Raw genomic sequence first — 26834 nt, 5'->3', positions numbered from 1 at the left:
CCACCCATATAGTTCAGGACATAAACTAAATGGTGAAAGCCATACTCTCTCGATCCAAGGATGTATCCCATGACTCTCCAGCCAACCGCCGCCGACCGCTTCACTTTTGGTCTATGGACCGTGGGTTGGACCGGCGCCGACCCATTCGGTGTCGCCACCCGCAAGAACCTGGATCCAGTCGAAGCCGTGCACCGACTCGCCGAATTCGGCGCCTACGGCGTCACCTTCCACGACAATGATCTGATTCCTTTTGACGCTACCGCTTCCCAGCGCGAGCAGATCTTGACCGACTTCCGTGCAGCACTGAAGGAAACCGGCCTGAAGGTCCCAATGGTGACCACCAACCTGTTCAGCCACCCGGTATTCAAGGACGGTGGCTTCACCTCCAACGACCGCTCGATCCGCCGTTTCGCACTGGCCAAGGTACTGCACAACATTGATCTGGCTGCCGAGATGGGCGCCGAAACCTTCGTCATGTGGGGCGGCCGCGAAGGCTCCGAGTACGACGGTTCCAAGGACTTGGCTGCGGCACTGGATCGGATGCGCGAAGGCGTAGACACCACCGCTAGCTACATCAAGGAAAAGGGCTACAACATGCGCCTTGCCTTGGAACCAAAGCCAAACGAACCACGCGGCGACATCTTCCTACCAACCGTTGGTCACGGCCTGGCCTTCATTGAGAAGCTAGAACACGGCGACATCGTGGGGCTCAACCCAGAGACCGGCCACGAGCAGATGGCTGGCCTGAACTTCACCCACGGCATCGCTCAGGCCCTATGGGCAGGCAAACTCTTCCACATTGACCTCAACGGCCAGCGCGGCATCAAGTACGACCAGGACCTAGTCTTCGGTCACGGCGACCTGACCAGCGCATTCTTCACCGTTGACCTGCTGGAGAACGGCTTCCCAACCGGTGGCCCGAAGTACGACGGCCCACGTCACTTCGACTACAAGCCATCACGCACCGACGGCTACGACGGCGTGTGGGACTCGGCAAAGGCCAATATGTCCATGTACCTCATGCTCAAGGAACGCACCCAGGCATTCCGTGCAGACCCAGAAGTTCAGGAAGCTATGAAGCTCTCCGGCGTCTTCGAATTGGGCGAGAGCACCTTGAACGCTGGCGAAACCGCAGCGCAGCTGATGAGCGACGCGGCAAGCTTCGCTGACTTCGACGCCGATGCGGCGGCGCAGCGCAACTTCGCGTTCATCCGCCTGAACCAGCTGGCTATCGAGCACCTGCTCAACGCCCGCTAAATCACTAACCCCACCCACCGCAGAAAGCAGCCCGAACTATGACGCTCGTTGCCGGCATCGACTCGTCCACCCAATCATGCAAGGTGGTCATTCGCGACGCCGCAACGGGCGCTCTAGTGCGCTCCGGACGCGCTGCGCACCCCGAGGGCACCGAAATTGACCCGGAGTTCTGGTTTAGCGCACTGCAAGAAGCGATCGCCCAGGCCGGTGGCCTAGACGACGTGGAAGCTGTCTCGGTGGGTGGGCAACAGCATGGCATGGTGGTACTCGATGAGTCTGCCACCGTGATCCGCCCGGCGCTGCTGTGGAATGACACCCGCAGCGCGCAGGCGGCCATCGACATCATTAGCGACGCGAGTCAGGGCGATATGGAAGCGGGCGCCAAATATTGGGCACAACGCACCGGCACCCTCCCGGTCTCCTCGATCACACTGACCAAACTGCGCTGGCTCAAAGATCACGAACCAGAAAATGCGGCAAAGGTCGCCGCTATCTGCCTGCCACATGATTGGCTGTCCTGGCGCCTGGCCGGTTACGGCCCGGGCAGCGGAGCCGAAGGTCTGGCCGCCCTGCGCACCGACCGTTCAGACGCCTCGGGCACCGGTTATTACCGAGCCACTAAAAACGCTTATGACCACCAAGCTCTAGAGCAGCATCTGGGCCACGCCCCCATCCTGCCTACCGTTGTTGGTCCACTAGATTCCATCGGCCGCACCGAGACCGGCGCCCACATCGGCCCGGGGGCCGGCGATAACGCCGCCGCCGGATTGGGGGTAGGGGCCAAACTAGGAGATGTAGTCATCTCGCTGGGCACCTCAGGTACGGTGTTCGCCGTGACCGATGCTCCGTCGGCAGATGCCTCCGGTCTGGTGGCCGGCTTCGCCGATGCCACCGGCAACTACCTACCCTTGGTTTGTACGCTCAACGCCACCCGCATCTTCGATGCCACCGCCAAGCTATTGCGGATAACGCTGGAGGAGGTCAACGACCTCGCCCTGACCGCCAATCCCGGCTCGGACGGACTCACCTTGCTGCCGTACTTTGACGGCGAGCGCACCCCCAACCTGCCAGAGGCCACAGGTTCCTTGCATGGAATTACCCGCGCCAACTACACCGCGGCAAATTTGGCCCGCAGTGCCGTGGAGGCTGTGATCTGCTCACTGGCCGACGGTCTGCATGCTCTAGAAGCCCAGGGGGTGCGCGCACAGCGCATCATCCTGATCGGTGGTGGCGCACAGTCCCGAGCCGTGCAACAGATCGCTTCGCAGATCTTAGGACTACCCATCATGGTGCCGACCCCGGGCGAATATGTGGCAGATGGCGCCGCGCGCCAAGCCGCCGGCGTGCTGGCCGGCGAATTCCCAAAGTGGAGCCAGGACACCATCCAGGTGCCGGCATTAGAGCCAACCCCGCAGGTACTTGAACGCTATCGTGCACTAGTTTCCAGCCAGTGGCTGAAGAAGTAGGAATTGGCCGTGAAATTGCGTGAACAGGAACTGAACTGGGCCGGAAATCTTGCATACCGGGCCAAAGAACTGCTTTACCCCACCAGCCTTGAACAATTGCGGGACCTGGTGTGTGCAGCACAATCCGTGAAGGTTTTGGGCTCGCGCCATTCATTCAATGACATCGCCGATACCGGGGAGCTGATGATCTCTCTGGCCAAGATGCCAGCAGAAATAACCATTGACCCGCAAGCTATGTCCGTGCGCGTCAGTGCCGGCATCACCTACGGACAGCTAGCCGACGTATTGCAGGAAGCCGGTTTTGCCCTGCACAATCTCGCTTCACTGCCACATATCTCGGTGGCTGGCGCGGTATCTACCGGCACCCACGGTTCCGGCGAAACTCATGGCAACCTCGCCACCGCTGTCAGTGCAGTAGAACTGGTACTGTCCGATGGTTCGCTGATGACCGTGCAGCGTGGCGACGAAGATTTCAACGGCATGGTTGTCGGCTTAGGTTCACTGGGAGTTTTGACTCACCTCACCTTGGATATCCTGCCAAGCTTTGAAGTGCGCCAGACCGTCTTTGAAGGTTTGTCATGGAACAAGGTACTCAAGGACTTTTCTGCCATCCAAGCCTCCGCCTACAGTGTCAGCTTGTTCACCGACTGGAGCGGCGACCAGGTAGGACAGACCTGGCTCAAACGCCGCGTGGGCGACGCGCTGGTTGACGATATTGATCAAGGCAAATTCGATGGCCAGCCAGCTATTGCTGCAGTGCATCCGCTACCCGGAGCAGACGGCACGATCTGCAGCGTTCAGTTAGGTGAGTCAGGGCCTTGGTCGGACCGACTAGCCCATTTCCGCATGGACTTTATGCCCAGTGCCGGAGCTGAACTACAGAGCGAATATTTGGTTCCGCGCGAACACGCGGTGGCAGCCATTCAAGCAATTCGCAAGCTCTCACCGGTCATCACTCCCCTGCTGCTGATCTCCGAGGTGCGTGCAATTGCCGCAGACGAGCTATGGCTCAGTGGAAACTACGACCGCGACGGCATCGCCCTGCACTTTACCTGGAAGCCGCAGCAGGAAGCTGTCGAGGCGATCCTTCCACAGCTCGAAAAAGTTCTGGCACCGTTTGCTGCCCGACCGCACTGGGGCAAGCTCTTTGCCGCCCAAGTTCCCGAGCTTGGCGGTCTGTACCCGAAGTTTAATGACTTCATCGCGCTGGCTGACCGGCTAGATCCTGCGGGCAAATTCCGTAACGACTACCTGCGTCGCACGGTGTTCGGGGCCTAAGCGCACACGTGTTTTGCCCAGCTCTTGGAAGTGACTCACGTGAGCCCTTGGGCAGGCTTAGCGGTTTTACTTAGATCCATCCACGTTCTTCGGCGAGCAACACCGCTTGTTGGCGGGTAGCCACGTTCAACTTCGCCAGAATTGCGGAGATGTAATTGCGTACGGTTCCGGCAGCTAGGTTGAGCGCCCGAGCTATCTGAACCGTGGATTCACCACGTCGACCAGCACGCAGCACGTCCAGCTCTCGCTCGGTCAGCGGGCTCCGCTCCTCGCTGAGCGCATCGGCGGCAATCTCGGGGTCTATGTAACGTGCCCCTGCCGCGACTCGGCGGATGACCTCGGCTACCTCGTTGGCACTGCGAGACTTGGGCAAGAACCCTAAGACCCCAGATGCCAGGGCTCTGCGCAGCACTCCAGGACGGGCATGTCTGGTCACCACAACACAACGTGTGGCGCTGCCCGTACTACGCAGCCGGTCAGCCACCTGAACACCGTCAAGTTCTGGCATCTCCAAATCGAGCAAGCAGATATCGGGTTGCAGTTTTCCTGCCATGATGACGGCCTGCGCACCGTCGGCGCATTCCGCCACGACCTCGATGTCATCTTCTAAACGCAGCAGTGCTGCCAGCGCCGAACGAATCATTGCCTCATCATCAGCAATCAATACTCGGATCATTACCGCTCTTCCTTAATGCTCGTCGCTGGCACCAGAACCACAATCGAGAAATCATGTTTTCCGCGGTGCACCTCAACAGAGCCATCGGCCTCTGCCGCACGGCGAATAATCCCTTGTAACCCAGATCCATCAACGCTGTGCGCATTCTCCGCGGCACGGTCGTTAGTGATTTCGTAGCGCCACTGGGCGCCCTCGCGCTCTAACGACAGGTGTGCGCGCAGCCCCGCACCGTGACGCAGAACGTTCGTTGTTGTTTCACGAATAATCGGCCCAAGAATGTTGGCGGGCGCCAGATTCACTTCCTCTGACACCGTGGCATGAACCGAGATCCCAGCTGCCCGGAGAATATCAACGGCATTATCTACCTCATCGCGAAGCGGTACTCCGCGAAAGCGCATGGCTAGATCGCGTGTGCCTTGTTGCGCCTCGGCGACACTGGATCTGGCTAACCGTAGCTGTTTCAGTGCCGCCTCTGGATCACGTGTTAATAGACGCTCGGAAAGTTCAAGCTGTAACGCGATCACCTGCAGATGATGGCCCTGCAGGTCATGGACGTCGGTCGCCACGCGCAATCGCTCTTGGGTGGCCCCTAACCGTGATTCTGCCGCTCGGGCACGGTCTAGTGTGGCAAGCACATCCCACCACCACAGCGAGCTGACGGTGATGGCCGGCAATAAAATGGTCAAAAATCCCAGCGCCCACCAGCTCTCTGCGACCTTCCCATCGGCAGAAGTCACCGAACGCAGGTCAATGAACCACAGGCCGCCAAGCAAAACCAGGGCGGCGATGACCAACCGCAGGCGTACGCCACGAGGCCAATTGAGCAGCATCAGTGATTGCACGATTGGCAACACCGCCATCACCCAGAGCCCGCTGATCAGGCCTGCGCTGACCGCAAATGCCACGCTGACGCACAGCGGAAGAAGGATGTTACGCCATTGCGCTGCGACTCCCACCGTCTCATCTCGACGCCGGTACAGCACCAGTAAGGGCACGGTTGCCACACACCACGCCAGCCCACCGATCGCCATGGTCAACACGGAGGCGGGGCTCTTGCCCAAGTTGTTCTGCGCGCCGATCCACAAGAGCAGGATCATTAGCTGAAATATCAGCAAGGCAGCCACTGTGTACCACCAAGTGGCGGTAATTCCCGTGCTCAGCCTGCGCGAACCGAGGGATCTGGGTCCGAAGTTCTCAGTCGGATCGGCAGGTAAAGAAGCACTCATTTATTCAGTATACGGGGATGACAAATGTCATTACCTGAACATGTAAAACTCCCTGTCACAAGTGACATTTAGGCACTTACCCAGGCGCCTGAAACGCGATGAAATTGTATTACACCGACACCCGGTGAATCACGACAGGAGCAATCATGAACCTCATCGAATCCTTCCAAAATCTCATCTCTCAGGTCCCCGAGATCGCGCAACCGTTGATCGTGGCACTAGCCGGCGCGGTACCCTTCGTTGAAGGCGAAGGAGCTGCAACCGTCGGTATTCTTGGCGGTATCAATCCGCTGGTCGCCGCCATCGCCGCCATCATCGGCAACTTCGTCTGTGTGGCAATGTTGGTGTTGCTAGGCTCCGGAGCTCACTCGGCACTGTCCAACCGCAAGCGAGCAAAGAACCTCGTCGGGGCACACGGTGCAGATCACACCGATGCTCAGCAGTTGAGTGAGAACCTTGAGTCCGGGCTCACCGAGGGAAGTGAGCGCAAGTCCAACCGCCGAATCAAATTCCAGCGCGCATTCGAACGCTACGGAGTTCCAGGGGTCAGCCTGCTCGGCCCACTGTTGCTACCAACTCACTTCACCGCCACCATGCTCGCCGCCATTGGCATCAACAAGACACGAATTCTCATCTGGCAGGCAATAGCCATCATCAGCTGGACCACGGCAATGTCCATCTTTATTGCCAGCGTTGTCCGCGTCACTGCTTAGCGCAATACGGATAAATACTACGCAGACTTACCTAGCCGGATCAGTACACGCAGGTAGTCAGTGCTGCTACGTCTAGACTAGAAGCCATGGCATTAACTCAGCTGACCGTCGTGGATACCGCGGTCGATATCCTGCAGCAGTTCGGGTTAGCTGACCTGTCTATGCGTCGCTTGGCCAAAGAACTCGAAGTACAGGTTGGCGCACTGTACTGGCATGTGAAAAACAAACAGGAGCTGTTGGCAGCCGTTGCTGCCAAGCTGTTGAACACCGAGCAACTACGTGTCATCCCAGAAAATTTTGCAACACCCGCCGACGCGGTTTTGCAGCTATGTCGCAAGCTATACCTGGCGCTACTGCCCATTCAGGACAGTCCCGAGGTAGTCGAGGTAGCCAGTGCCCTACAGGTTGAGCAACTCAACCCAGTACTACAGCTACGCGAGCTACTTCAATTAGCTGGTTTGTCTGTGGAAGAATCCCGTTTTGGTCAGCAACTGCTGCTTAACCACATTTTGGGTTCGGTGGCCTACCGGCAGAACCTCGTGCAGTTGGACGTTGATACACCACAAAGTGATGGTTTTGATTGGGGACTGCAGCGAGCAGTTTCCGGACTCTTCTCACGTCCCTAATCCCGCGGGCACCTGCTAGCTAAGTTGCCCACCCGAGGCATCCAAATAGCACGAGGCACACAGTGACTCGTACCAAACATCTTCCCCATCGATGGCTACCTGGTCGCCGTCAAAAACAACCTGATCGCCCACCCGGCGAGTGTTAAACATTGCTTTGCGCCCGCAACGGCAAATGGTTTTGAGCTCTTCCAAGGAGTGCGCAAGCTCCATGAGTCGCGCGGATCCGGGGAAAGCATGGGTTTTAAAGTCGGTGCGGATTCCGTAGGCAAGAACCGGTACGTTGTCGAGCACGGCAATTCGCAACAGGTCATCAACCTGCTCACGGGTCAAGAACTGGGCCTCGTCGACAAGCAGGCAAGCGACCGGGGGCGAATCAACATGAGTGAGAATGGCTTCGGGATCCTCACCGGAAGCTATCGCAGCGAACTGCTGACGCACATTACCTTGCGGGCTGATCACGAAGTCGACCTCGCGTTCAAGCCCTAATCGGGAAACTATCGAGGCTTCACCCTTAGTGTCGACTCCGGGCTTGGCCAATAAGATCCGCTGGCCGCGTTCCTCATAGTTGAAGGCAGCCTGCAATAAGCTCGTTGATTTGCCCGAGTTCATTGCCCCATATCGGAAATACAGCTTGGCCACCATTGCTCCTCGAATGTTGCTGTGCCTGCTATCTGGCAGGCCCTTAACGATCTTAGTGCCCGCAGCAGAGTTCTCCAGTGAACTAGCGCCGCGGGCCTCGGTTTGCCCCGGTTAGGCCGAAGGTTGCTTCTTGCCGGCAAAGACCAACTTGTAAAGCACCGACATGACGATGACGAACGGCACTCCGAAGATCAACGTGTACTTAAATTCCGGGACGAAGAACGAGGTCACCAGCAGTCCTGCCAGTAATAGTGCACCAAATAGTGAGGCCGCGGGGTATCCGGGCAGCTTGTACTCCAAGACCGCCTGCTCCCGGCTCACCTTGCGCCGGAAGGCCACGTGGGTCACCAAGATCATGAACCAGGTAGCCAAGGCTCCGAAGGTAGCCAGCGACATCATGATGCCAAATCCGCCTTCTGGAACCATGGCGTAGACCAGTGCAGCCACGGCAATGCCGCCGGCAGACATCCACACCGCGTGAATCGGGGCACCGTTACTGCTGGTCTTGTGGGCTAAACGTGGCGCGTGACCGGAGTCAGCCAATGAGTGCAACATGCGAGTCGCGGCATAGAGCTGAGCGTTCATCGCCGACAGTGCGGCAATGATCAGCACGAAGTTCAGCACCGAGTCGGCAAAGGGAATACCCACCTGAGACATGACGGTGACAAACGGAGAACCTCCGGAAATGAGTTCGCTGGTGGGTGCCACCGCGAGGATCAACGCCATGGTGAATACATAGAAGAGTAGTAGGCGCAGGAAGGAAACTTTGAAGGCCTTGCGCACCGCAATTTTTGGGTTGCGGGCCTCGGCCGCGGCAATCGAGATGGCTTCGATGCCCATGTAGGAGAAGATTGCCACGATCACCGCACTCCACATACCGGAGAGCCCATTTGCGAAGAATCCGCCCTCGGCGGTGTAGTTCTGGAACCCGAATTGGTCAGTGGAATCATGGAATACCAGCCACAGGGCAATGATGATGAAGGCAACCACGGCGAAGACCTTAATCGCGGAGAACCAGTATTCGGTGGTGCCGAAGGTTTTAACGCTGGCAAAGTTCACTGCGAGCAGCACGACGGAGAAGAGGATCACCCAGAGCAGTCCGGGAATTTCTGGGAACCAGTACTGCATGTATTCGCCCACGGCGCTGACCTCGGTACCCACCGCGAAGATTAGCGCGGACCAGTAAAGGTATTTGGTCAGGTATCCGGCGAACCGTCCTAGGTAGCGTTCGGCGTACACGCCGAACGAACCAGCCACCGGCTGCTTAACCGTCATTTCGGCGAGAGCTCCCATGACCAGCAGTGCCACGACGCCACCAATCAGGTAGCTAACGATCACCGATGGTCCTGCCATGGAGATGGCCAGCTTACTGCCGGCAAACAGTCCCGTGCCGATTGCGCTGCCCAGCGCGATCATCGACATCTGGGCCGGTGTTAATGACTTCTTTAGACCCGACCCGGATTCAGTGACATGTACCGGTTGCTTGCCCAACGATGCTCCCTTAGACCTATGCGAACAGCGCGACATCGATGGATGCCGCGCTGTTATTAAGGGTACTCTGGCGTAAATTCGCTGAATTCTCGGGTTATAGGCCCGAAGGTCAGTGAATTTTGCGCTATGTCACGGCATTTCGTACGGCAAACTCCTCGCGCTGCCATGCCCCAGTGTGCAGAACTTCACGCAGGATCTCTACCGCATCCCAGATATCGGTGCGGCTTAGGTAGAGCGGCGTAACCCCAAAACGCAAAACCTCAGGCTCGCGATAGTCGCCGATGACCCCTCTTGAAATGAGCGCAGCGATAATTTCGTAGCCGTTGAGATGGCTGAAACTGACGTGGCTTCCGCGGCGGGCATGGTCTCGTGGGGTGATCAGTTCTAGCCCGTACCCGGCACAGCGGGTTTCAACAAGTTCGATAAACAAGTCCGTCAGTTCTAGCGAGTTCGCGCGGACCTTGACCATCTCCGCTTCAACACTGATATCTAGACCAACTTCAATCATGGCCATCGAGGTTACCGGCTGGGTGCCGCACATGAAGCGACGCACGTCATTGGCCGGTGTGTAACTCTCCGCCATGGCGAAAGGCGCCTGGTGGGACCACCAGCCGGACAGCGGCTGCCAAAAACGTTCGTGATGGCGCGCGTTGACCCAAATGAATGCCGGGGATCCGGGGCCACCGTTGAGGTATTTATAGGTGCAACCGACCGCGTAGTCAGCGTTAGCGGCGTTCAGATCAACGGGCACTGCACCGGCAGCATGCGCCAGATCCCAAATCGCCAACCCGCCGGCTTGGTGAACTGCCTCGGTAATAGCAGCCATATCCCACATGGCACCGGTTCGATAGTTCACGTGCGACAGGGATACGAGCGCGGTGTCGTCTCCTAAGGCTGCAAGCAGCTCTGTTTCGCTATCAATCAGTTTCACTTCGTAGCTGACGCCGGTTTCAGCGCCGACAGAGTTAAGCAGGTCTGCCAGGCCCTCTGCGATGTAAATGTCTGTAGGGAAGTTGTCGCGTTCGGTGATCAGCACCCGGCGGTCTGGGCCGTCAACCTGCTGAATGCGAAGTGCCGAGGCTAAAGCCTTAAAGAGGTTAAGGCTGGTGGTGTCGGTGACCACGGTTTCACCCGGATTTGCGCCCAGCAGCTGGCCCAGCTTGTCGCCTAAACGCGTAGGAAGTTCAAACCAACCGGCATCGTTCCACGAGCGGATGAGGCCCTGACCCCATTGTTGGGTGACGACTTGTGCGGCACACTCGGCCGCTCCATGCGGTAACGCCCCGAGAGAGTTTCCATCTAAGTAGATGACGCCTTCGGGGAGTTGAAAGCGCTCGCGGAACCGGATCAGCGGATCGTTGGCATCTAGCTGCGCTAGGGAAGCTCTGCTCAGTTCAGTTTGCACGGTTTCTCAGTTCTTCTAGGAATACTTCTTATCTCTTATCGTAGAATCAGTGACGAAATACTTCGATCGATTTCGAAGAATAGCCAAGAAATGAGAAATATTTTCGTGAAAAGTTCACTTTGGTCGGTCCAGGGCGAAACGGTACCGCATCCTATTCGCGTCGATGAGATCGACTTGGCGATTCTTTCCGAACTTCGAACCGACGCTCGCATTGCCAATAATGTGCTCGCGGCCAAGATTGGACTGGCGCCTTCGACCTGTTTGGGTCGAGTCAAGGCGTTGCACCGCGCCGGGGTGATCCGCGGATACACCACGCTTATCGACGAAGAGCTTCTTGGTGTCACCGTCAACGCCATGATCTCAGTGGTGGTTGCTCCGGCGGCACGTGACCGGCTACTTTCCTCCGCACGGACCCTGCAAGAGCTAGCAGAAGTCAAAGATGTTTTTGTGCTCGGCGGTACACCGGATCTCCTAGTGCGAGTTGCCTCCCGCAGCATTGATGACCTGCGCACCTTCGTAGCGACGCATCTTGGCGCTAACCGAGCTTTCTCTTCCACACAGACGGCAATCATCTTTGAACATTTGAGCTAACTCCTGGCCAGTGCCGCGCTAAGACGCGCAGGGCCGTGTTCTCTCATCTTCGTCTCATTTGTCTCGGACACAATGGTGGTATGGGTTTGGAAACGTTGCGTCGTATCGCACTTCTGGTCATCGTGATCGTGGTGGTGCTCTTGGGAATTCTAGGCATCCGGCAGGTTGTCGCGGATCCTGCAGATAAAGACTTAGGAAACGGCTTCATTATCCAGGACACTCGTCCCTCTCCTTCGGGCGGTGAGCCAGGTGTCCCCTCACCGTCAACCACCCCTTCGACACCCCCGTCGGAGCAACCCTCAAAAACTTCGAAACCGACTCAAAGCCCGAAAACTAGTGCGCCTCCGGTGAAAAAATCGCCTACGGCCAAGCCGAGCAAGGCCCCTACGGTCAAACCAAAACCGAGCAAAAAACCAGTCGTCCCCCTGCCACCATCGGCAAATAGCTACGATGATGACGACGACGATGATGATGACGACCTAGAGGACGATGATGACGACTAAACGCTCATGGTCCATCCGTGCCCGGGTACTCACCGGAATGCTGCTGGTTGTGGGACTAGCGTTACTCTCTGCGGGGGCCGCCAGTTTCGCGGTTCAACGTCATGAATTGAACGAGCGCATCGATGACTCGTTATCTCGCACCGTGCAGGAGTTTGGGGTGCTCACCGATACCGGGGTGGATCCGCGTACGCTGAAACGCTTTGAAAAAGCCGAAGATCTGCTCTACACCGCCATGCAACGCACCTTGCCTTCCCGGCATCAAGGCATGCTGGGATTAGCCGATGGCGACGTCCGCTGGACCGCACCCGAAATAGTGGAATTAAGACTCGAAGATGACCCTGAATTTCTCCAGTGGGCGCAACAGAGCAAAACAGATAGCCATATCCACCTTGGCACCGTCACCACCGAAATCACTACCTATCGGGCGGTGGTAGTTCCCGTGCAGCTTCCGGAAGACCCCAATTCGAGCGCCTTCGTGCTCGCCTATGATTATCATGCCGAAGCCCGCGCCAATGACCGTAATATCTCGATATTTACGGCCGTAGGGTTCCTCGTCATGGCGCTGGCGGCCGGCGCCTCTTGGCTGGTGGTCAACCGGACACTGGAACCGATCCGGCGGCTGCAAACCACCGCACACCAGATCTCGGAAAGTGACTTGTCTCGGCGTATTGAAGTCACCGGAAACGATGAATTTGCCGAGCTGACGGTGACCATCAATGAGATGCTCGACCGTTTAGAAGACTCACTGAAGTCACAACGACAGCTACTGGACGATGTTGGTCATGAGCTGCGTACACCGGTAACCATCGTCAGTGGACATCTTGAACTAATGGATGAAAATGATCCAGAAGACGTCGTGCAGAGCAAAGAAATCGCCTTGGACGAGATGAGTCGCATGTCCCTACTCATTAATGACTTGGTAATGCTCGCTAAATCAAACCGGGCTGACTTCATCCAGCCAGCACCCACCCAAGTGGGAGCTTTGCTAGATGAAATTTTGGACAAAGCTCGTGCCTTGGGTGACCGGCACTGGCGCATAGATTACCGCTGTGAATCTACCGTCACCCTCGACCAGACGCGCATTACCCAGGCGATGTTACAGCTCTGCGCTAACGCCGTGAAATTTTCTTCCGCTGGCACTCGCATCGGTTTGGGCAACGAAATACTCAGAGACGGACACGGTGAGACCTTGTTACGTTGGTGGGTCTCAGATAACGGAGTAGGAATCCAGCCCGAAGATATCGAACGAATCTTTGAGCGCTTTGGGCGTGGAAAGAACTCGGTACGCTCGGACGGTTCCGGTCTGGGGTTAAACATTGTTTCGGCTATAGCCACGTCCCACGGCGGTAGCGTCTGGGTAGATGCTGAGCCCGGGAAGGGCTCCACATTCTATATCGATATCCCACTGACAAAACGAGGTACCGAAGTATGAGTCGTATCCTGATCATTGAAGATGAGCCACGCATTAGTTCATTTGTTGCCAAGGGCCTGCGCGCAGCGGGACTGACTTCTGCAGTGGCCGGTACAGGGCGTGACGGATTTGATTTGGCCCGCGACGGCGACTTTGAGCTGATCATCTTGGATCTTGGGCTACCCGATGAAGACGGTTTCTCGGTGCTCCGACGTATGCGTGCGGCACATATTGATTCACCCGTCATCATTTTGACCGCGCGTGGCAGCGTTGAAGATACCGTCACCGGCCTGCAAAATGGCGCCGATGACTATATGGCCAAGCCTTTCCATTTTGACGAATTACTAGCCCGCGTGAGGTTACGTCTGCGCACAGAAGATAGCGCGAGCGAAACCTCGGTGCTCAGTCACGAGGATCTAGAAATGGATTTGTTGCGACGCCGGGTTCTCGTGGCAGAAAAGGAAATTGAACTCTCAGCCCGCGAATTTGCGCTGGCCGAAGCTTTCCTGCGCAACCCAGGGCAGGTGCTCAGCCGCGAACAACTGCTCTCCAGAGTGTGGGGTTACGACTTTGATCCTGGCTCAAATGTGGTGGACGTGTATGTGCGCTACCTACGAAACAAGCTTGGTGGGGAACGCTTCGAAACCGTTCGAGGTGTGGGCTATCGCCTAGCTAGCACGCGTTAAGCAAGCATTTCCCCGAGATATTCTCGGGGAAATGCTTGCTTAGAAGATCTAACTACGAACCATCGCCCGGGGGCGCGTCAGGCGTGACACCGGTCCACGGCGTGTTCCGAAGCGTTGAGCCAAGAGTCGGCTCCAGCGGTTGGCTGGGAGCTGAGGATGTAGCAATGCAATCCCGATACAGTACTTGGACATGCTGACCTCACGAATACCGAGTTCAGCAAGCGCCCGGTCGGAGACCCCACGGCCGTCTGCAGATTTGGTTTCCACCACTATCAGGTCCGGTCCTGCGATCTGTTTCTCGTCGTTTGCGTAGTTCAATTCCACGTCACAGGTGACTCGTTCACCGTCAATGGGATTCACGAATGTCGCTCGGGTGTAGGTGCTATCAAGGACCGCTGACAACGATGGCGCTTCTTCGCCATATTCGCTAGCCAATACCTGGTCAAGGAATTCACGATTCTCTTCACTGAGTTCACCGGCTTGCTCAGGGGCTTGTTCCACACGGTGTTTCACCGTTGCCCCGCGGAGTCCTTTAGTTTTAATCTCAAACATCGATAGTCCGGTATCCGCGTATGTGCGGGAGCGGACCTTGTAGCGTCGGCGACGTCCTTGGCGGTGGGCACGATACTGTTCAAAATCCTCGGTGTCGAAGTACACAGACTCATAACGAAAGGTACGTAGTCCGTCGATTTCCATGATTTTAAATTGGTCCCCCAGCCGTTCAGTCAACGCAGTGAACTCTTCTGGCGTCAGCAAAAATTTACGATCCACACGAGTTTGCAATGCGGCTTCCGAGATCACCTCGGCTAATCCGATGGGTGCTCGATCTACGACAGCAACTTCTAAAGCCTCACGCGATAGCGAAGTCATCGCTTGCGCGGTCATTTGGACCACGACTCCTGTTTGGCCTCAGTTGCCGAAGTTGTCGAGGTTTTTGCTAGCTCGTAAGTGCCGCCGAGCTCTACCGGCTGCTGTGGTTTGCTGTGCTTATTGGTCCGGAAGCGGACATCCACAATGGTCAGGTCACGGACCATATCCAGTTCAACAACCACGGTGCGCAGCACCTTCGCGTTGAGCAGATCTTCTAGCGCAGCTACCAAATCTGGTTTCTGCGCATAGGCTTTCTCTAAAGTCACCGTCTGGCGTTCGGTGCGCGGTGCAAAACTTGGGTGGTCTGCCACGTACATTACGAGCACCAAGGCGGCGGTAGCCGACGGCGCCAACCAAGCCGGGTCCGGGTGCAGTCCATTAACCAGACCAATGGCAAGAGAAATGAAGTAGTAAGCGACTTCTTCCTGCGTCAAAGTATCGGAACGTAGTCGAATAATCGACAAAATACCGAAGAGACCCAGCCCAAGCCCCATCCCCGCTCCACTGCCTGAAAGCAACATGGTGACCGCAAAAATACCCATGCTCAGCGCAACGTAGGCCAATACCAAATCACGCCTGAAGTGCCTGCGAAAATACACGAAGTAGACCAAGATGGTGATGCCGACGATGTTTGAACCTAGAGCCAGCCAGAATGAAAGCACGGTGGACTCCCTTCATTGTGATGAGGTGATGATTTGTTCTCTCAAGTGAACTCTAGGTAAACAATATGAAACTAAAAGTAGAACTTCATGAGAACACCCTCATTTTTCAATCATCGGCGCTGAATGGTCCGAACACTGACGTTAATGGTCAAGTCTCAGCGAGACACAGATTGGTTGGGTATCTAAGCTCGACCCGTTGGAGGCCCTGAACGACGAAAAGTCTTGAGGTTTGGAGTGTCTACGGCGTAAAGCTCTTTGGGTCGCATGCTTTTTGGGCAAAAAGATGCGGACGAAAACTTGTAAGTTTTCGTCCGCATCTTTTGTTAGTTGTTACTCGGCTTCGATAGCTGCCTTAGCGCTGGAATCCGAATCGTTGAGGAACTTCTCAATACGATCCACTTCTTCGCTCTCGCCAATCGCTGCGGCCGCACGGCCCAACGCGTAAAGCGAACGCAAGAATCCGCGGTTTGGCTCATGGCGCCAAGGCACTGGGCCCTGTCCGCGCCATCCAGCCTTACGCAGCGAATCCAGGCCACGGTGATAACCCACGCGAGCGAACGCGTAAGAATCCACGGTGCGGCCTTCGCCATGTGCCTCGTTGGCGAGCAGAGCCCAGACCAGCGATGACGATGGGAACTTAGCTGCCAAGTCGATAGCTTCGTCTCCGGCGTCCAAACGCGCAAGCACGTCGGTTTCTTCCGGCAACAGTGTTTCTGGAATCCCCAGTAGATTCTCGCCGACCATATTTACTTCAGCGACTTTCCGGCGGAGCCTAGCTGGCGCGCTGCTTCGACGATGCGAGCAGCCATGGACTCTTCAGCCTTGGCACCCCAAACACGAGGATCATAGGTCTTCTTGTTGCCAACTTCGCCGTCAACCTTCAGCACGCCGTCGTAGTTAGCGAGCATGTGGCCGGCAACTGGGCGGGTGAACGCGTACTGAGTGTCGGTATCAATGTTCATCTTGATCACGCCGTAGGAAACAGCATCTGCAATTTCCTGCTGGGAGGAGCCCGAGCCACCGTGGAAGACTAGGTCGAAGGGGTTAGCCTTGCCCAGCTTCGTACCGATCTGAGCCTGAATGTCCTTCAGGATCTCTGGGCGGAGCTTCACGCCACCTGGCTTATACACGCCATGCACGTTACCGAAGGTCAGAGCCGTGATGTAACGACCCTTTTCACCGGTACCCAAGGCCTCGATGGTCGCCATGGCGTCTTCAACGGTGGTGTACAACTTATCGTTGATTTCGTTTTCTACGCCGTCTTCTTCGCCACCTACGGTGCCGATTTCAACTTCGAGGATCTGCTTGGCGGCAGCGGTGCGTGGTAGCAGTTCTGCTGCGATGCGCAGGTTTTCTTCTAGAGTCTCTGCCGAGCCGTCCCACATGTGGGAGTTGAAGAAAGGATCGCGACCAGCGGCGACCTCTGCTTCAGAGGCAGCAAGCAGTGGCAAAACAAAGCTGTCCAGCTTGTCCGCTGGGCAGTGGTCGGTGTGCAGCGCAATATTCACGCCGTAGCTCTTAGCTACCTGACGTGCAAAGGCTGCAAAGCCGAGCGAGCCGGTGACCATGTCCTTGACGGAGGCGCCGGACCAGTAGGCTGCGCCACCGGTGGAAACCTGGATGATGCCATCTGACTCAGCTTCTGCGAAGCCGCGGATTGCGGCATTCAGGGTCTGCGAGCTGGTGACGTTGACCGCCGGGAAGGCGTAACCGCCAGCCTTGGCGGCATCGATCATTGCATTGTACTTATCGGGGGTTGCGATAGGCATGCTTCACTCCTTGTGATTAGCGAGGGTGGACGCGTCGCCGTTGACGGCGTTTCTCACTCCATCCTATCGGCAGCAAGCCCTGACGTGGCATAGATCTCTGAACGTGACACGGGTTGCCATCGATTTAACGAACAAACCGCGGATGTTACCCGGCTTAAAAACCGGTTAACACCCGCGGCATGCGCTTACTTGCTATTTACTTTCAGGCTCCGGGGCCTGCACATTACTGCTTGCTGATCCAGACTGCTTTGGCACTTCAGGGCTCTTAGACCCACTGGATTTCGAATCTGATGGCGGTGCTACTGGAGTCTCAGGGGTTGTCTCCTCCGACTCAGGTGCCGAAGGTACAGGCGCTTCCGTCTTCGGTGTCGAAGGCTTCGGCGTCGGTGTATCGGTACCGTCCGTTGGCGATTCAGTGCCTTCCGGCGGCGAAGGATCCTTAGTGCCATCGGTTGGTGACGGAGTTTTTGAGTCAGTCGGCGATGGCGACTTGCTATCGGTAGGCGATGGCGTATTGGAATCGCTCGGCGACGGAGACTTAGGCTCAGTCGGCGACGGCGAGTGCGAATCGCTGGGCTTTGGTTTAGGTTTAGGCTTCGGCACCACTGGGGTGTCGTTCTCCGGTACCACCACATCAGGGTTTGCGCCCTGGTCACGATTTGGAGCCTGCGACTGTGGACCGTTTGAACCGTTACCCTTTGGCGCACTGTTCGAGTTGACCGTCAGACGAGTCGAATCGATCATTGCGTTTGGCTGTCCAGAAATATTTGGAAGGTAGTTACGTGGATCGTGCCAACGTCCATCAACGATAACCTCGAAGTGCACATGGCAACCGGTCGAGTTTCCGGTAGTACCGGCGAGCGCGATCAGTTCACCCTGCTTGACCTCTTGGCCAATCTTGGCGACTAGCTTTGAGTTGTGGCTGTAGCCGGTTTGCACGTTGTTTCCATGATCAATGGTCACGCGCATACCCGAGTGCCCATGCCAACCGGAGACAATAACCCGTCCGGCTTCACTGGCGTAAACAGGAGAACCGCAAGAAATTGGGTAGTCCTGACCGATGTGGATCTGATTTCCGGCACCGGTAGGGTTGCTGCGCCAGCCGTAAGGACTGGAGATGCGGCGGGTAGGAACCGGGTGCATTAGCTGCAGACCACCAGGTAGCTGGCCAATGGTGCCTACGGCTCCTGCCAACAAGGCCGTCTCGGTTTCGGATTCAGCTTCTTCGGAAGATTCCGCTGCTCCCTCAACCATGCCTAGCGGGCGACCATCAATGGCAAGTGCATGTCCTGATCCGCCGAAAGCGTTCAGTGGTGCATCTTGGCTGACATAAACCGAATTGCTGAAATTTGCTTGTTCGGCGTCTGCATCAATTGCAATGGGCATATTGCCCTGACGGTTATCTGCTGTCTGCGCAACGATAGGAATTGCGAGCGCTCCGGTGAGGCCTATAGCGGCCACCACAGAGGTAGCCCATACGACCAGACGTTTCCTTTTTCGGGGTAATCCGATAAGTAGTAAGTCGTGGTTTACCTGATGTCGCCGTTTCACTACAAGCCGCTCCCAGATCACGAATGCATAACCAAGGCCTAGCCTAAGCTGAATTCGGCAACTAATCCAGATACTTGAGTAAACTTCTGCTTAAAAATCAGATGTTTGGACTTTTGTTAACCTATGTGTTGCCCAAAGACGTGCCGGCGAACCCATGCGTGCATAGCTATCCCAGCTGCTGAAGCGGCATTTATCGAACGAGTTGAACCGAACTGCTCTATTGAAAGTGTGTCTTTAGCTGCCGCGTGCACCTCGGGGCTAAGCCCAGGACCTTCTTGACCGAAGACCAGAACGCAGTTTCGCGGGAGATCATAGGTTTCTAATGGGACAGAGTCAGGGAAGATATCAATCCCGATAATTGTCAGTCCTTCGCCCTCGGCCCAGGTCACAAATTCATCCACGGTTGCATGGTGGCGTACGTGTTGGTAACGATCGGTGACCATCGCTCCGCGACGGTTCCAGCGTCGACGGCCAATAATATGCACTTCCTTGGCGAGGAATGCGTTAGCCGAGCGCACCACGGTTCCAATGTTCATATCGTGCTGCCAGTTCTCGATAGCGATATGAAAGTCGTGGCGGCGTTCGTCAAGATCTGCAATGATCGCATCCATTGACCAGTACCGGTATTTGTCGGCAACGTTGCGCTTATCGCCTTCGGCCAGTAGCTCCGGGTCGTAGTGCGCCTCGGTGGGTAGCTCTCCTTCCCAGGGGCCGACACCAATAACGTGTGCAGCTGCAGGGTCTACCGTGGGTTCAACAGATTCTTCATTCACCCTTTAAGGGTAGTTGTTCTACGAGGTGTCCACGTTCACGGCGTTCTTGGTGTTTGCTGTGTAGGCTTTAAACATCAGGGAAGTTGATCGATGACGATACGTCCCACCATCACTGCCCAAGGAGGAATAACACCTCGTGACGACCGTAACTCGTGCCGCACGCACTATTCACGACATCAAATGCTGGCTGACCGACATGGACGGCGTATTAGTCCACGAAAATCAGGCTATCAAGGGTGCCGCTGAGCTCATGAAGTACTGGCGCGATAATGACTTGCGCTTCTTGGTGCTGACAAACAACTCCATCTATACCCCTCGCGACCTGCGTGCTCGCCTGTTGGCCTCCGGTTTAGATGTGCCGGAACAGAACATCTGGACCTCAGCACTAGCAACGGCAGAATTCCTTGCCCGCCAGCGTCCCGGTGGACGCGCATTTGTTATCGGTGAGGCCGGGCTGACCACCGCCTTGCATGACGCCGGGTTCATCATGACTGACCAGAAGCCGGATTATGTGGTTCTTGGTGAGACCCGCACCTACTCCTTCGAGGCCATCACCAAAGCAATTCGGTTGATCGAAGGTGGCGCGCGCTTTATCGCCACTAACCCGGATGCAACTGGCCCCTCCGCCGAGGGGCTCTTGCCAGCAACGGGTGCCGTAGCCGCACTCATCACCCGCGCGACCAACCGCGAACCATATGTGGTGGGCAAGCCAAACCCGATGATGTTCCGCTCGGCGCTGAACCGAATCGATGCGCATTCGGAAACCACTGCGATGATCGGTGACCGCATGGATACCGACATCATTGCGGGCATGGAAGCAGGCCTGCTGACCGCACTGGTTCACACCGGCATTACCTCCGCCAGTGACGTTGACACCTTCCCATTCCGTCCGGACCTCCAGTTCTCCTCAGTGGCGAACATTCACGCCGAACTGGTAGCCGATGGTGACAAAGGCTCAACGAAGGAAGCGAAGCCTTCCAAGGCCTAAGCACAAAATCTAAGCCGTATAAGAAACTAATAAATTGACCCTCTGTATCGGGATACTCCGATACAGAGGGTCTTCTTATTCAGTTGACTTTGCAGAATTCGATTCTGCGCCTTGCTACAGGTCCGCCGCTGCTCCAAGCGGTACACCGGTTTAGTTATTTCTACCTCAATGGCGACCTGTAATACGCACGTCATCGATATTTTCGATCTTCTTTCCCTGACTCATACCCGCCTAGGTCTGTACCGCTTCCAAAAAGGTGGTGAAGTTTCATCAAAAATCTTGCTGTCAGGCATGCCCAGGTGTCCCGGCTTAGGAAGCCGGTAAATACTAGCAAGGCCACGTCCTACCCAATGCCAAGGCGTTGGGTAGGACGTGGCCTTCATATTTGGATGGTCACAAGGAAGTATTCTTATTTCACCGTGACCGGGGTATCCATCACTCGACCTTCGGGGACCTCTCGCAAAGGCCCAATAATTCGGAATTCTGCGGCCAGTGGCAGGTCCTCACTGCTGGACCCCACGCGCACGCCAAACACTCCTGGTTCCACCACACGCTGTCCGGATACTCCGGTGAAGGAAGTACGGTCCGCGTGTAGTTCAAATTCCACCCGCTTCGATTCCCCGGCAGCCAACCGGACCTTGGCGAAGCCAGCGAGCCAGAGCCGTGGGCGCACTACTTGTGACACCTTGTCATCAAGATAAAGTTGCACTACTTCAGCACCATCTCGGTCACCACTGTTTGAGACCGTTGCGCTGATGAGAACCGCTGCATCCGAGGAAATCTCGGTGGTTGATAATTCCAGATCTTTGAGCTCAAAGTTCGTGTATGAACTTCCATGCCCAAATGGGTAGAGTGGCCGCGGATCGAGGTTCGATACGCCGTCGTTATTCCAGCCGAGCTGTCCGGTGAGATATGTTCCAGGCTGGCCACCGAGGTGGTCCGGTATCTGCACCGGCAGTTTCCCCGACGGGTTAACCGCGCCACTGAGTACCGATGCGAGAGCCGGTCCGCCTTCAACACCTGGCATAAATGCCTGCACGATAGCCTTCACCTGAGACTCGAACTGTCCTAAGGAATAGGGTCGGCCAGTTACCAGCACCAGTACCGTTGGTGTTCCGGTGGCAAGTACCGCTTCAACTAGCTCGACTTGTTTGCCCGGGAGAGCTAGATCCACCACGTCACAACCTTCGCCGGAAGTGCCCCTGCCAAAGAGTCCCGCCAGATCTCCCACGGTCACTACCGCAATGTCTGCAGCACGGGCTGCTTCTACCGCGGCGTCGATGCCGCTAACATCTGGATGCGTAAAATCGACGCCACGCTCATAGGTGAAGCGGCTATCGTTGAGGTTCGGTTCGCTACGGAGCGCTTCGAGGATAGATTGCATCGCAATTCCATGATCATCATCTGCCGCATACCGTGAATGCACGTGATTCGTAAAGGAATAACAGCCTAGATGAGTGCGCGGTTGGCTGGCCGATGGTCCAATGACGGCTACCGATGCGTGGTTTTTCAAGGGAAGAACTCCCTCGTTTTTCAAGAGCACGATGGACTCTTCAGCCATTTTTCGTGCGTGGGCCCGGTTCTCAGAAGAGTCCAAGTCGACGTCGGACCCAGCCCACTGGCCTTCGGGGGACCACTCGGAATCCAAGAGTCCCAGCTGAGCTTTCTGTGTGAGTACTCGACGTACCGCTTCATCAAGGATGCCTGGCTCTAGTTTTCCTTCGGCAACTGCGCGACCCAGATTACGGAAGGCGTTGGTTTCGGGAAGTTCCACATCCATCCCGGCAGAAAGCGAAATAATTCCGGCATCATTCAAGGTTTCGGCAACCTGATGCATTCCCTGCAAGAAGCTGACCGACCAGTAATCGGAAACGACAGTACCTTCAAAACCCCACCGTTCGCGCAGGATCTGCGTTAATAAGCGATGGCTCGCTGCCGGAGCTTCGCCATCAAGATCCGAGTAGGAATTCATCACCGAATGAACTTTTCCTTCGCGGATGGCTCGTTCGAAGGGTGGAAAGACAACGTCTTCTTGTTCACGTATTCCCATGGAAACCGGCGCGTGATTACGCCCTGCTTTAGATGCTGCGTATCCGGCAAAATGTTTCAACGTCGCATGGACACCACCAGACTGTAGCCCCCGCACATAGGCAGTTCCCAACTCGGCGACCAGGTGTGGGTCCTCGCCCATGGTTTCCTCCACGCGGCCCCATCGGTAGTCCCTGACCACGTCTAAGACCGGAGACAGTCCGAGGTGAACACCCATTTTTTTCATATCTTGGCCAATAAGTTGTGCCATCTTATTCACTAGAGCCGGGTCAAAGCTTGCACCCCAAGCGATCGACGCTGGGTAGCAGGTTGCCGCCATGGTGGTGAACCCGGTCAGGCATTCTTCATGCGCTAAAGCTGGAATACCGAAGCGGTTGGCTGCGGTCACCTCGCGCTGCATCTGTGCCAGCTTGTCGCGTCCTTCTGCCGGGGTCACTGGAAATGATCCGAAGGCCCTAGTGATCTGTCCCAGACCATCCTGAATTTCTTCGGTGAAACTCACCCCATCAACGAAGGTGTCTTCCATGGGTGCAACGTTTCCCTCGCCAGAGTCGTTGTCTTCTTGGGGGCGAATCCAATAGGAACCAAGTTGGCTCACTTTTTCTTCGATGGTCATTTCGCCCATCAGCGCGTCGACTCGTTCTGCGATGGACAGTGCAGCGTTACGCCACGTGCTTTCTGCGATGTTCATTTTGGTCCTTAGTACTGGGCATTAGCCCGAAAAGTGTTTCCGCGAGGCCTTAGCCTTTGACGGCTCCTTGCAGGCCGCTGACAATGCGGCGCTGCATGGCGAGGAAGAAAATCAGCGCGGGGATCATGGCCAAGGTGGTGAAGGCAAAGACTCCTGCGGTATCTGCAGAGTGCTCGGTCGAGAAGTCTGCGACGCCCAACGGAAGGGTGCGCATCTCACCTTGGAGTAGCAACAGCGGGAGCAGGTAGGCATTCCATGAGCCCACGAAGGCAAGTACGCCTACGGTGACCATGCCCGGGCCAGATAGCGGCAATAAGATGCGCCAGAAAAAACCGATGCGACTGGTTCCATCCAGCTGGGCCGCTTCTTCTAGCTCTTGAGGCAACGCCATCAAGAAGGGACGCAGGATGACTACCGTCATCGGTAGTGCGAACGCTGCCTGCGGCAACGCGACGCCCCACCAGGTATTGCCTAGATTCAAATCTCGGGAGATCAGGATAAATAACGGAACGATTGCCACCGTGGCGGGAAAGAGCAGGCCCAGCACGAAGACCATGAAGATCGGTTCGCGGAGCCTGAACTGGTACCGCGCCAATGGGTAGGCCGCCATGATTCCAAAAACCACCACAATCACCGTGGTGAGCACCGCGATCATCGTAGAGTTCAGGGCATACCGCCAGAATTCTGGGTTGTTTAGTACCCCGGTGTAATTGCTCAGTACCCATGGTTCCGGTAGTGCCGCGGGCGCTTGGGCTAGCTGCGCATTCGTACGAAACCCACCAAGTACCCCATAAAGCACCGGCCCTAAAGTAAGTGCTACCACTGCTAGGGAAAGCGCGTACACAAGTACGTTTCCACCATATTTACCCTGAGATTTTTTGGTCTTCATGGCGGGTTTTATTGAGGTTGCTGCAGTGCTCATCGACGCACCTTCTTTCGCTTACGCGAAGTATCGGGCTGAGTATCGCGTTTGAGGATGAACTGCTGATAAGAGACGGCGAGAATCAGCGCAACGATAAACAAGATCACCGATGCAGCCGAAGCGACGCCGAAGTTCTGTCGTTTGGTTCCCTCAGATACGAGGAATGTGGCCATCGTTGTCGTGGAGTTTGCGGGCCCGCCGCCGGTAAGAATCCAGACCATGTCAAAGAGCTGCAAGGAACCGACCATCGAGAGGAAACCCCAGGTGCGCAGGGTTGGCCCCAGCAATGGGATGGTGATCTTGCGTTGGATTTGCCACCATGAGGCTCCATCAATTTGCGCAGCCTCATAGAGTTCATCAGGAACCCCTTGCAGTCCAGCAAGGAACAGAATCACCGCGAGACCTAGGTATTTCCAGGTCAACACGATGAGCACGGTCCACAGCGCCAAATCTGGCGTACCTAGCCAACCTTGCGCAGGACCCTGAATGCCGAGTTTGGCCAATACGGTATCGATCAACCCGTACTGTGGCTGCAAGAGCTGGAACCATACGACGCCGGCGATCACTTCGGACAATACGTAAGGTACGAAGATGATGGTGCGCAGCAACCCTTGAATCTTCATCTTGCGGTTGAGTAACAACGCGATCGCCAACCCCAGCGGCAGCTGGATGATGATCGATCCGGCAATGATGACCAGGTTATGCACTAAAGCGTCGGTGAAGACCTCGTTTTGTAGCACCCTGACGTAGTTCTGCAGGCCGACGAAGTCTACAAGCGGTCCGAATCCTTTCCAGTTGTAGACGGAGAACCGCACCGCTTGAATGATCGGCACCAACATAAACATCGCGATGAGCAACAACGCTGGAGTGACGAAGAACAGGATCTCCAGGTTTTTTCGTTTATCCGCCGGCGCGCGTAGTTTTCGTTTTGGCGATCGGCTCCCACGCTCGGCCGCGGTGTTCCGCGGCCGAGCTTCGGCAGCCGTGCCCTGCCTGGCCGGTACGGTGGCAGAAACGACTTTGACCCCTTCTGTCACCGAGAATCACTTCTCCATATTTGCGGCGTCTTGGCTCTTAGCGACGATGTCTGCTGGTGAGGACTGTCCGGCAAAGAGCAACGCGATTTCGTCATTCATCGCTCCACCAATGGAGGCGCCGAAAGCGGTGTCGAAGTACAGCTGAACGTATGGGGATTCATCGCGGGCCTTGAGCAGCGAGGCGAGGGCCGGATCTGCCACGGAGTCATTGGCCGCCGGGTTAGTAGGCAGTCCCATGTCTAGCTTCGCGAAGCCTTGCTGCACGCTGTCGGAGAGCAGGTACTTGACGAAGTCGACTGCTTCGTCCGGAGCGTCTTGCGAAACACCCCATGCGTCGCCGCCGCCGAGCTGTGCATCCTGCGCTCCGGCACCGCCGTCAATTGTTGGGAATGGGAACCATCCGGTGTCATCGCCCAGACCTTTACCGTCTTCGGTGAGTCCCTGCATAATGCCCGGTTCCCAGTGGCCCGCCAATTCCATGGCTACTCGTTCGGTAGCTAGCAGGCCTGAGGCTGAGGTTGGGCCGGACTGTGCCGGAGTGGAAAGGAATCCGGGATTAAATGGCTCGGCATCAATGACTTTTTTGACATCTTCGCCGGCCTTGACGAAGCACTGGTCATCAAATTCCAGGTTCTTGACCGAGGCGTTGAGTACGTCTTGGGAGCATTCACGAAGTACCGAGTAGTACCAGTAGTGGGCGGCCGGCCACTTATCTCCCGCACCGACCGATACCGGATCAATTCCCGCTGCTTTCAGCTTTTTGACCGCGTCCATCCATTCATCCATGGTCTGTGGTGGGTTAGAAATGCCCGCTTCTTTGAACAGTGCCTTGTTGTACCAGAATCCGGCCAGGCCCACCGAGTATGGCAGCGCGTAGGTTTTCCCGTCGACCTGCCAGCCGGCAATGTTTCCACCAATCATGGAAATCTCGTCCGTGGCCAGCTCGCTGAGGTCACGGGTTAGGCCTGCTTCAACGTGGCCCGCCAGCTCACCACCGCCGCGTTCCATGTAGACGTCCGGAGCATCACCACTTTGGAATGCCGCATCGAGCTTGGTGAGCATGTCTTCGTGCTGCATCGCGCTGACCTCGACGGTTACTCCCTCATGGGCGGCTTCGAAATCGTCGGCTACCTTCTCGTAGTAAGCCTTGCCTTCACCATTATTGGAGTTGTGCCACCAGGTGATGGTCTTGTCTTCGCCGGCAGCAGCGGCGTCGTTGGTTCCTCCTCCGCCCGAACAACCGCTGGCCAACAGTGCGGTGCTGGCGAGCAACGCAAGAATTCCTAATCCTCTTTTTCCAAGCTCCATAGTGGACTCCTCAAGTGTGTTGGGCGACCCGCTCCATGCGGTGTCGGACGGTCTGGCTCACCCAAGAATGTCACCGTGACGCAAGTCATGTCAATCGTTTTCGATAACGTTTTCGAAAACGATGTCGAAATATAAGTTTTTATAACTCCAGACCGAGTTTCCTAGTGGGAATCGCGCCTTAGCGTGAGGTAGCGTAGGCCGAGTGATAACCCCATCGGCTGAAGTCTCCGGCATCCCTGAACAATC

At 56.3% G+C, this 26834-nt stretch carries 25 protein-coding genes; 10 read left to right on the top strand and 15 right to left on the bottom strand.

The features are described from left to right. Positions 1 to 69: 69 nt before the first annotated feature. From xylA to CQ011_RS10865, 3 genes are read left to right on the top strand one after another with little or no spacing between them, the layout of a single operon-like run. Complete coding sequence (gene xylA / locus CQ011_RS10875; protein ID WP_105677748.1) at positions 70 to 1257, top strand: xylose isomerase; 1188 nt, start codon at positions 70 to 72, stop codon at positions 1255 to 1257. Positions 1258 to 1295: 38 nt separating this feature from the next. Beyond that, positions 1296 to 2723 (top strand): xylulokinase, encoded by a 1428-nt coding sequence (xylB, locus tag CQ011_RS10870; RefSeq protein ID WP_105677747.1) that lies wholly within the window; start codon positions 1296 to 1298, stop codon positions 2721 to 2723. Positions 2724 to 2732: 9 nt separating this feature from the next. Next, positions 2733 to 4001 carry an FAD-binding protein gene (locus CQ011_RS10865; protein WP_105677746.1) on the top strand — a complete coding sequence of 423 codons (1269 nt, stop codon included), beginning with the start codon at positions 2733 to 2735 and terminating at the stop codon, positions 3999 to 4001. A 70-nt stretch (positions 4002 to 4071) separates the two neighbouring features. Here CQ011_RS10865 and CQ011_RS10860 read toward each other — a convergent pair whose 3' ends face one another. Both CQ011_RS10860 and CQ011_RS10855 read right to left on the bottom strand, forming a co-directional pair. After that, positions 4072 to 4677, bottom strand: coding sequence for a response regulator transcription factor (locus CQ011_RS10860; protein WP_105677745.1), 606 nt, complete (start codon positions 4675 to 4677; stop codon positions 4072 to 4074). After that, positions 4677 to 5903: a sensor histidine kinase gene (locus CQ011_RS10855; protein WP_105677744.1), complete on the bottom strand. Its 1227-nt coding sequence runs from the start codon at positions 5901 to 5903 to the stop codon at positions 4677 to 4679. The genes CQ011_RS10860 and CQ011_RS10855 overlap by 1 nt, the downstream gene beginning before the upstream one ends. Before the next feature lie 146 nt (positions 5904 to 6049). Between CQ011_RS10855 and CQ011_RS10850 the strand changes: the two genes are divergently transcribed. After that, complete coding sequence (locus CQ011_RS10850) at positions 6050 to 6616, top strand: small multi-drug export protein (protein ID WP_105677743.1); 567 nt, start codon at positions 6050 to 6052, stop codon at positions 6614 to 6616. A gap of 86 nt (positions 6617 to 6702) precedes the next feature. Then, positions 6703 to 7242, top strand: a complete 540-nt coding sequence (locus CQ011_RS10845) for a TetR/AcrR family transcriptional regulator (RefSeq protein ID WP_105677742.1) — start codon at positions 6703 to 6705, stop codon at positions 7240 to 7242. Between the two features lie 15 nt (positions 7243 to 7257). On the opposite strand, the gene CQ011_RS10840 is transcribed toward CQ011_RS10845, so the two are convergent. The 3 genes from CQ011_RS10840 to kynU all read right to left on the bottom strand — a co-directional run bounded on the left by CQ011_RS10840 (position 7258) and on the right by kynU (position 10777). After that, entirely contained in the window at positions 7258 to 7881 is a 624-nt protein-coding gene (locus tag CQ011_RS10840; RefSeq protein ID WP_105678034.1) for a thymidine kinase, read from the bottom strand. Between the two features lie 111 nt (positions 7882 to 7992). Then, positions 7993 to 9372 (bottom strand): amino acid permease, encoded by a 1380-nt coding sequence (locus CQ011_RS10835; RefSeq protein WP_219844208.1) that lies wholly within the window; start codon positions 9370 to 9372, stop codon positions 7993 to 7995. 124 nt (positions 9373 to 9496) lie between these two features. After that, a complete protein-coding gene (gene kynU, locus CQ011_RS10830; protein WP_105677740.1) occupies positions 9497 to 10777 on the bottom strand; it encodes a kynureninase in 1281 nt (426 codons plus the stop codon). Positions 10778 to 10882: 105 nt separating this feature from the next. On the opposite strand from kynU, the gene CQ011_RS10825 reads away from it, so the two are divergent. From CQ011_RS10825 to CQ011_RS10810, 4 genes are all read left to right on the top strand, one after another. Further along, the gene (locus tag CQ011_RS10825; protein ID WP_286161169.1) at positions 10883 to 11368 is read left to right on the top strand and encodes an Lrp/AsnC family transcriptional regulator; all 486 of its coding nucleotides are present in this window, start codon (positions 10883 to 10885) and stop codon (positions 11366 to 11368) included. An 80-nt stretch (positions 11369 to 11448) separates the two neighbouring features. Then, a complete protein-coding gene (locus tag CQ011_RS10820) occupies positions 11449 to 11871 on the top strand; it encodes a hypothetical protein (RefSeq protein WP_105677738.1) in 423 nt (140 codons plus the stop codon). Next, positions 11861 to 13303, top strand: a complete 1443-nt coding sequence (locus CQ011_RS10815) for a sensor histidine kinase (RefSeq protein WP_286161168.1) — start codon at positions 11861 to 11863, stop codon at positions 13301 to 13303. The genes CQ011_RS10820 and CQ011_RS10815 overlap by 11 nt, the downstream gene beginning before the upstream one ends. Further along, positions 13300 to 13968: a response regulator transcription factor gene (locus CQ011_RS10810; protein WP_105677737.1), complete on the top strand. Its 669-nt coding sequence runs from the start codon at positions 13300 to 13302 to the stop codon at positions 13966 to 13968. Before CQ011_RS10815 ends, CQ011_RS10810 begins: the two co-directional genes overlap by 4 nt. Before the next feature lie 48 nt (positions 13969 to 14016). Here CQ011_RS10810 and CQ011_RS10805 read toward each other — a convergent pair whose 3' ends face one another. From CQ011_RS10805 to CQ011_RS10780, 6 genes are all read right to left on the bottom strand, one after another. Continuing rightward, positions 14017 to 14853 (bottom strand): polyphosphate polymerase domain-containing protein, encoded by an 837-nt coding sequence (locus CQ011_RS10805; RefSeq protein ID WP_286161167.1) that lies wholly within the window; start codon positions 14851 to 14853, stop codon positions 14017 to 14019. Further along, the gene (locus CQ011_RS10800; RefSeq protein WP_105677736.1) at positions 14850 to 15500 is read right to left on the bottom strand and encodes a DUF4956 domain-containing protein; all 651 of its coding nucleotides are present in this window, start codon (positions 15498 to 15500) and stop codon (positions 14850 to 14852) included. The genes CQ011_RS10805 and CQ011_RS10800 overlap by 4 nt, the downstream gene beginning before the upstream one ends. Before the next feature lie 330 nt (positions 15501 to 15830). Next, positions 15831 to 16244, bottom strand: coding sequence for a DUF3151 domain-containing protein (locus CQ011_RS10795; RefSeq protein WP_105677735.1), 414 nt, complete (start codon positions 16242 to 16244; stop codon positions 15831 to 15833). A gap of 2 nt (positions 16245 to 16246) precedes the next feature. Then, complete coding sequence (fbaA, locus tag CQ011_RS10790) at positions 16247 to 17269, bottom strand: class II fructose-bisphosphate aldolase (protein ID WP_105677734.1); 1023 nt, start codon at positions 17267 to 17269, stop codon at positions 16247 to 16249. 192 nt (positions 17270 to 17461) lie between these two features. Next, positions 17462 to 18820 (bottom strand): M23 family metallopeptidase, encoded by a 1359-nt coding sequence (locus CQ011_RS10785; RefSeq protein ID WP_146112604.1) that lies wholly within the window; start codon positions 18818 to 18820, stop codon positions 17462 to 17464. Positions 18821 to 18936: 116 nt separating this feature from the next. Continuing rightward, a complete protein-coding gene (locus CQ011_RS10780) occupies positions 18937 to 19593 on the bottom strand; it encodes a TrmH family RNA methyltransferase (protein WP_105677732.1) in 657 nt (218 codons plus the stop codon). 136 nt (positions 19594 to 19729) lie between these two features. Here CQ011_RS10780 and CQ011_RS10775 point away from each other — a divergent pair, with 136 nt between their 5' ends. Beyond that, positions 19730 to 20581: an HAD-IIA family hydrolase gene (locus CQ011_RS10775; RefSeq protein ID WP_105677731.1), complete on the top strand. Its 852-nt coding sequence runs from the start codon at positions 19730 to 19732 to the stop codon at positions 20579 to 20581. A 409-nt stretch (positions 20582 to 20990) separates the two neighbouring features. On the opposite strand, the gene CQ011_RS10770 is transcribed toward CQ011_RS10775, so the two are convergent. Genes CQ011_RS10770 through CQ011_RS10755 form a run of 4 tightly spaced genes read right to left on the bottom strand, consistent with a single transcriptional unit; the run spans position 20991 to position 26588 of the window. Next, the gene (locus tag CQ011_RS10770) at positions 20991 to 23321 is read right to left on the bottom strand and encodes a glycoside hydrolase family 3 N-terminal domain-containing protein (RefSeq protein ID WP_105677730.1); all 2331 of its coding nucleotides are present in this window, start codon (positions 23319 to 23321) and stop codon (positions 20991 to 20993) included. A gap of 49 nt (positions 23322 to 23370) precedes the next feature. Further along, complete coding sequence (locus CQ011_RS10765) at positions 23371 to 24243, bottom strand: carbohydrate ABC transporter permease (protein ID WP_105677729.1); 873 nt, start codon at positions 24241 to 24243, stop codon at positions 23371 to 23373. Beyond that, on the bottom strand, positions 24240 to 25280 hold the full coding sequence (locus CQ011_RS10760; protein ID WP_105677728.1) for a carbohydrate ABC transporter permease: 1041 nt from the start codon (positions 25278 to 25280) through the stop codon (positions 24240 to 24242). Before CQ011_RS10760 ends, CQ011_RS10765 begins: the two co-directional genes overlap by 4 nt. Positions 25281 to 25286: 6 nt before the next feature. Continuing rightward, positions 25287 to 26588: an extracellular solute-binding protein gene (locus tag CQ011_RS10755; RefSeq protein ID WP_105677727.1), complete on the bottom strand. Its 1302-nt coding sequence runs from the start codon at positions 26586 to 26588 to the stop codon at positions 25287 to 25289. Positions 26589 to 26834: the final 246 nt, after the last annotated feature.

The organism is Arthrobacter sp. MYb213 (assembly GCF_002979915.1).
In the GTDB taxonomy this organism is placed as follows: domain Bacteria; phylum Actinomycetota; class Actinomycetes; order Actinomycetales; family Micrococcaceae; genus Glutamicibacter.
This window is presented reverse-complemented; position numbering and strand designations above follow the sequence as displayed.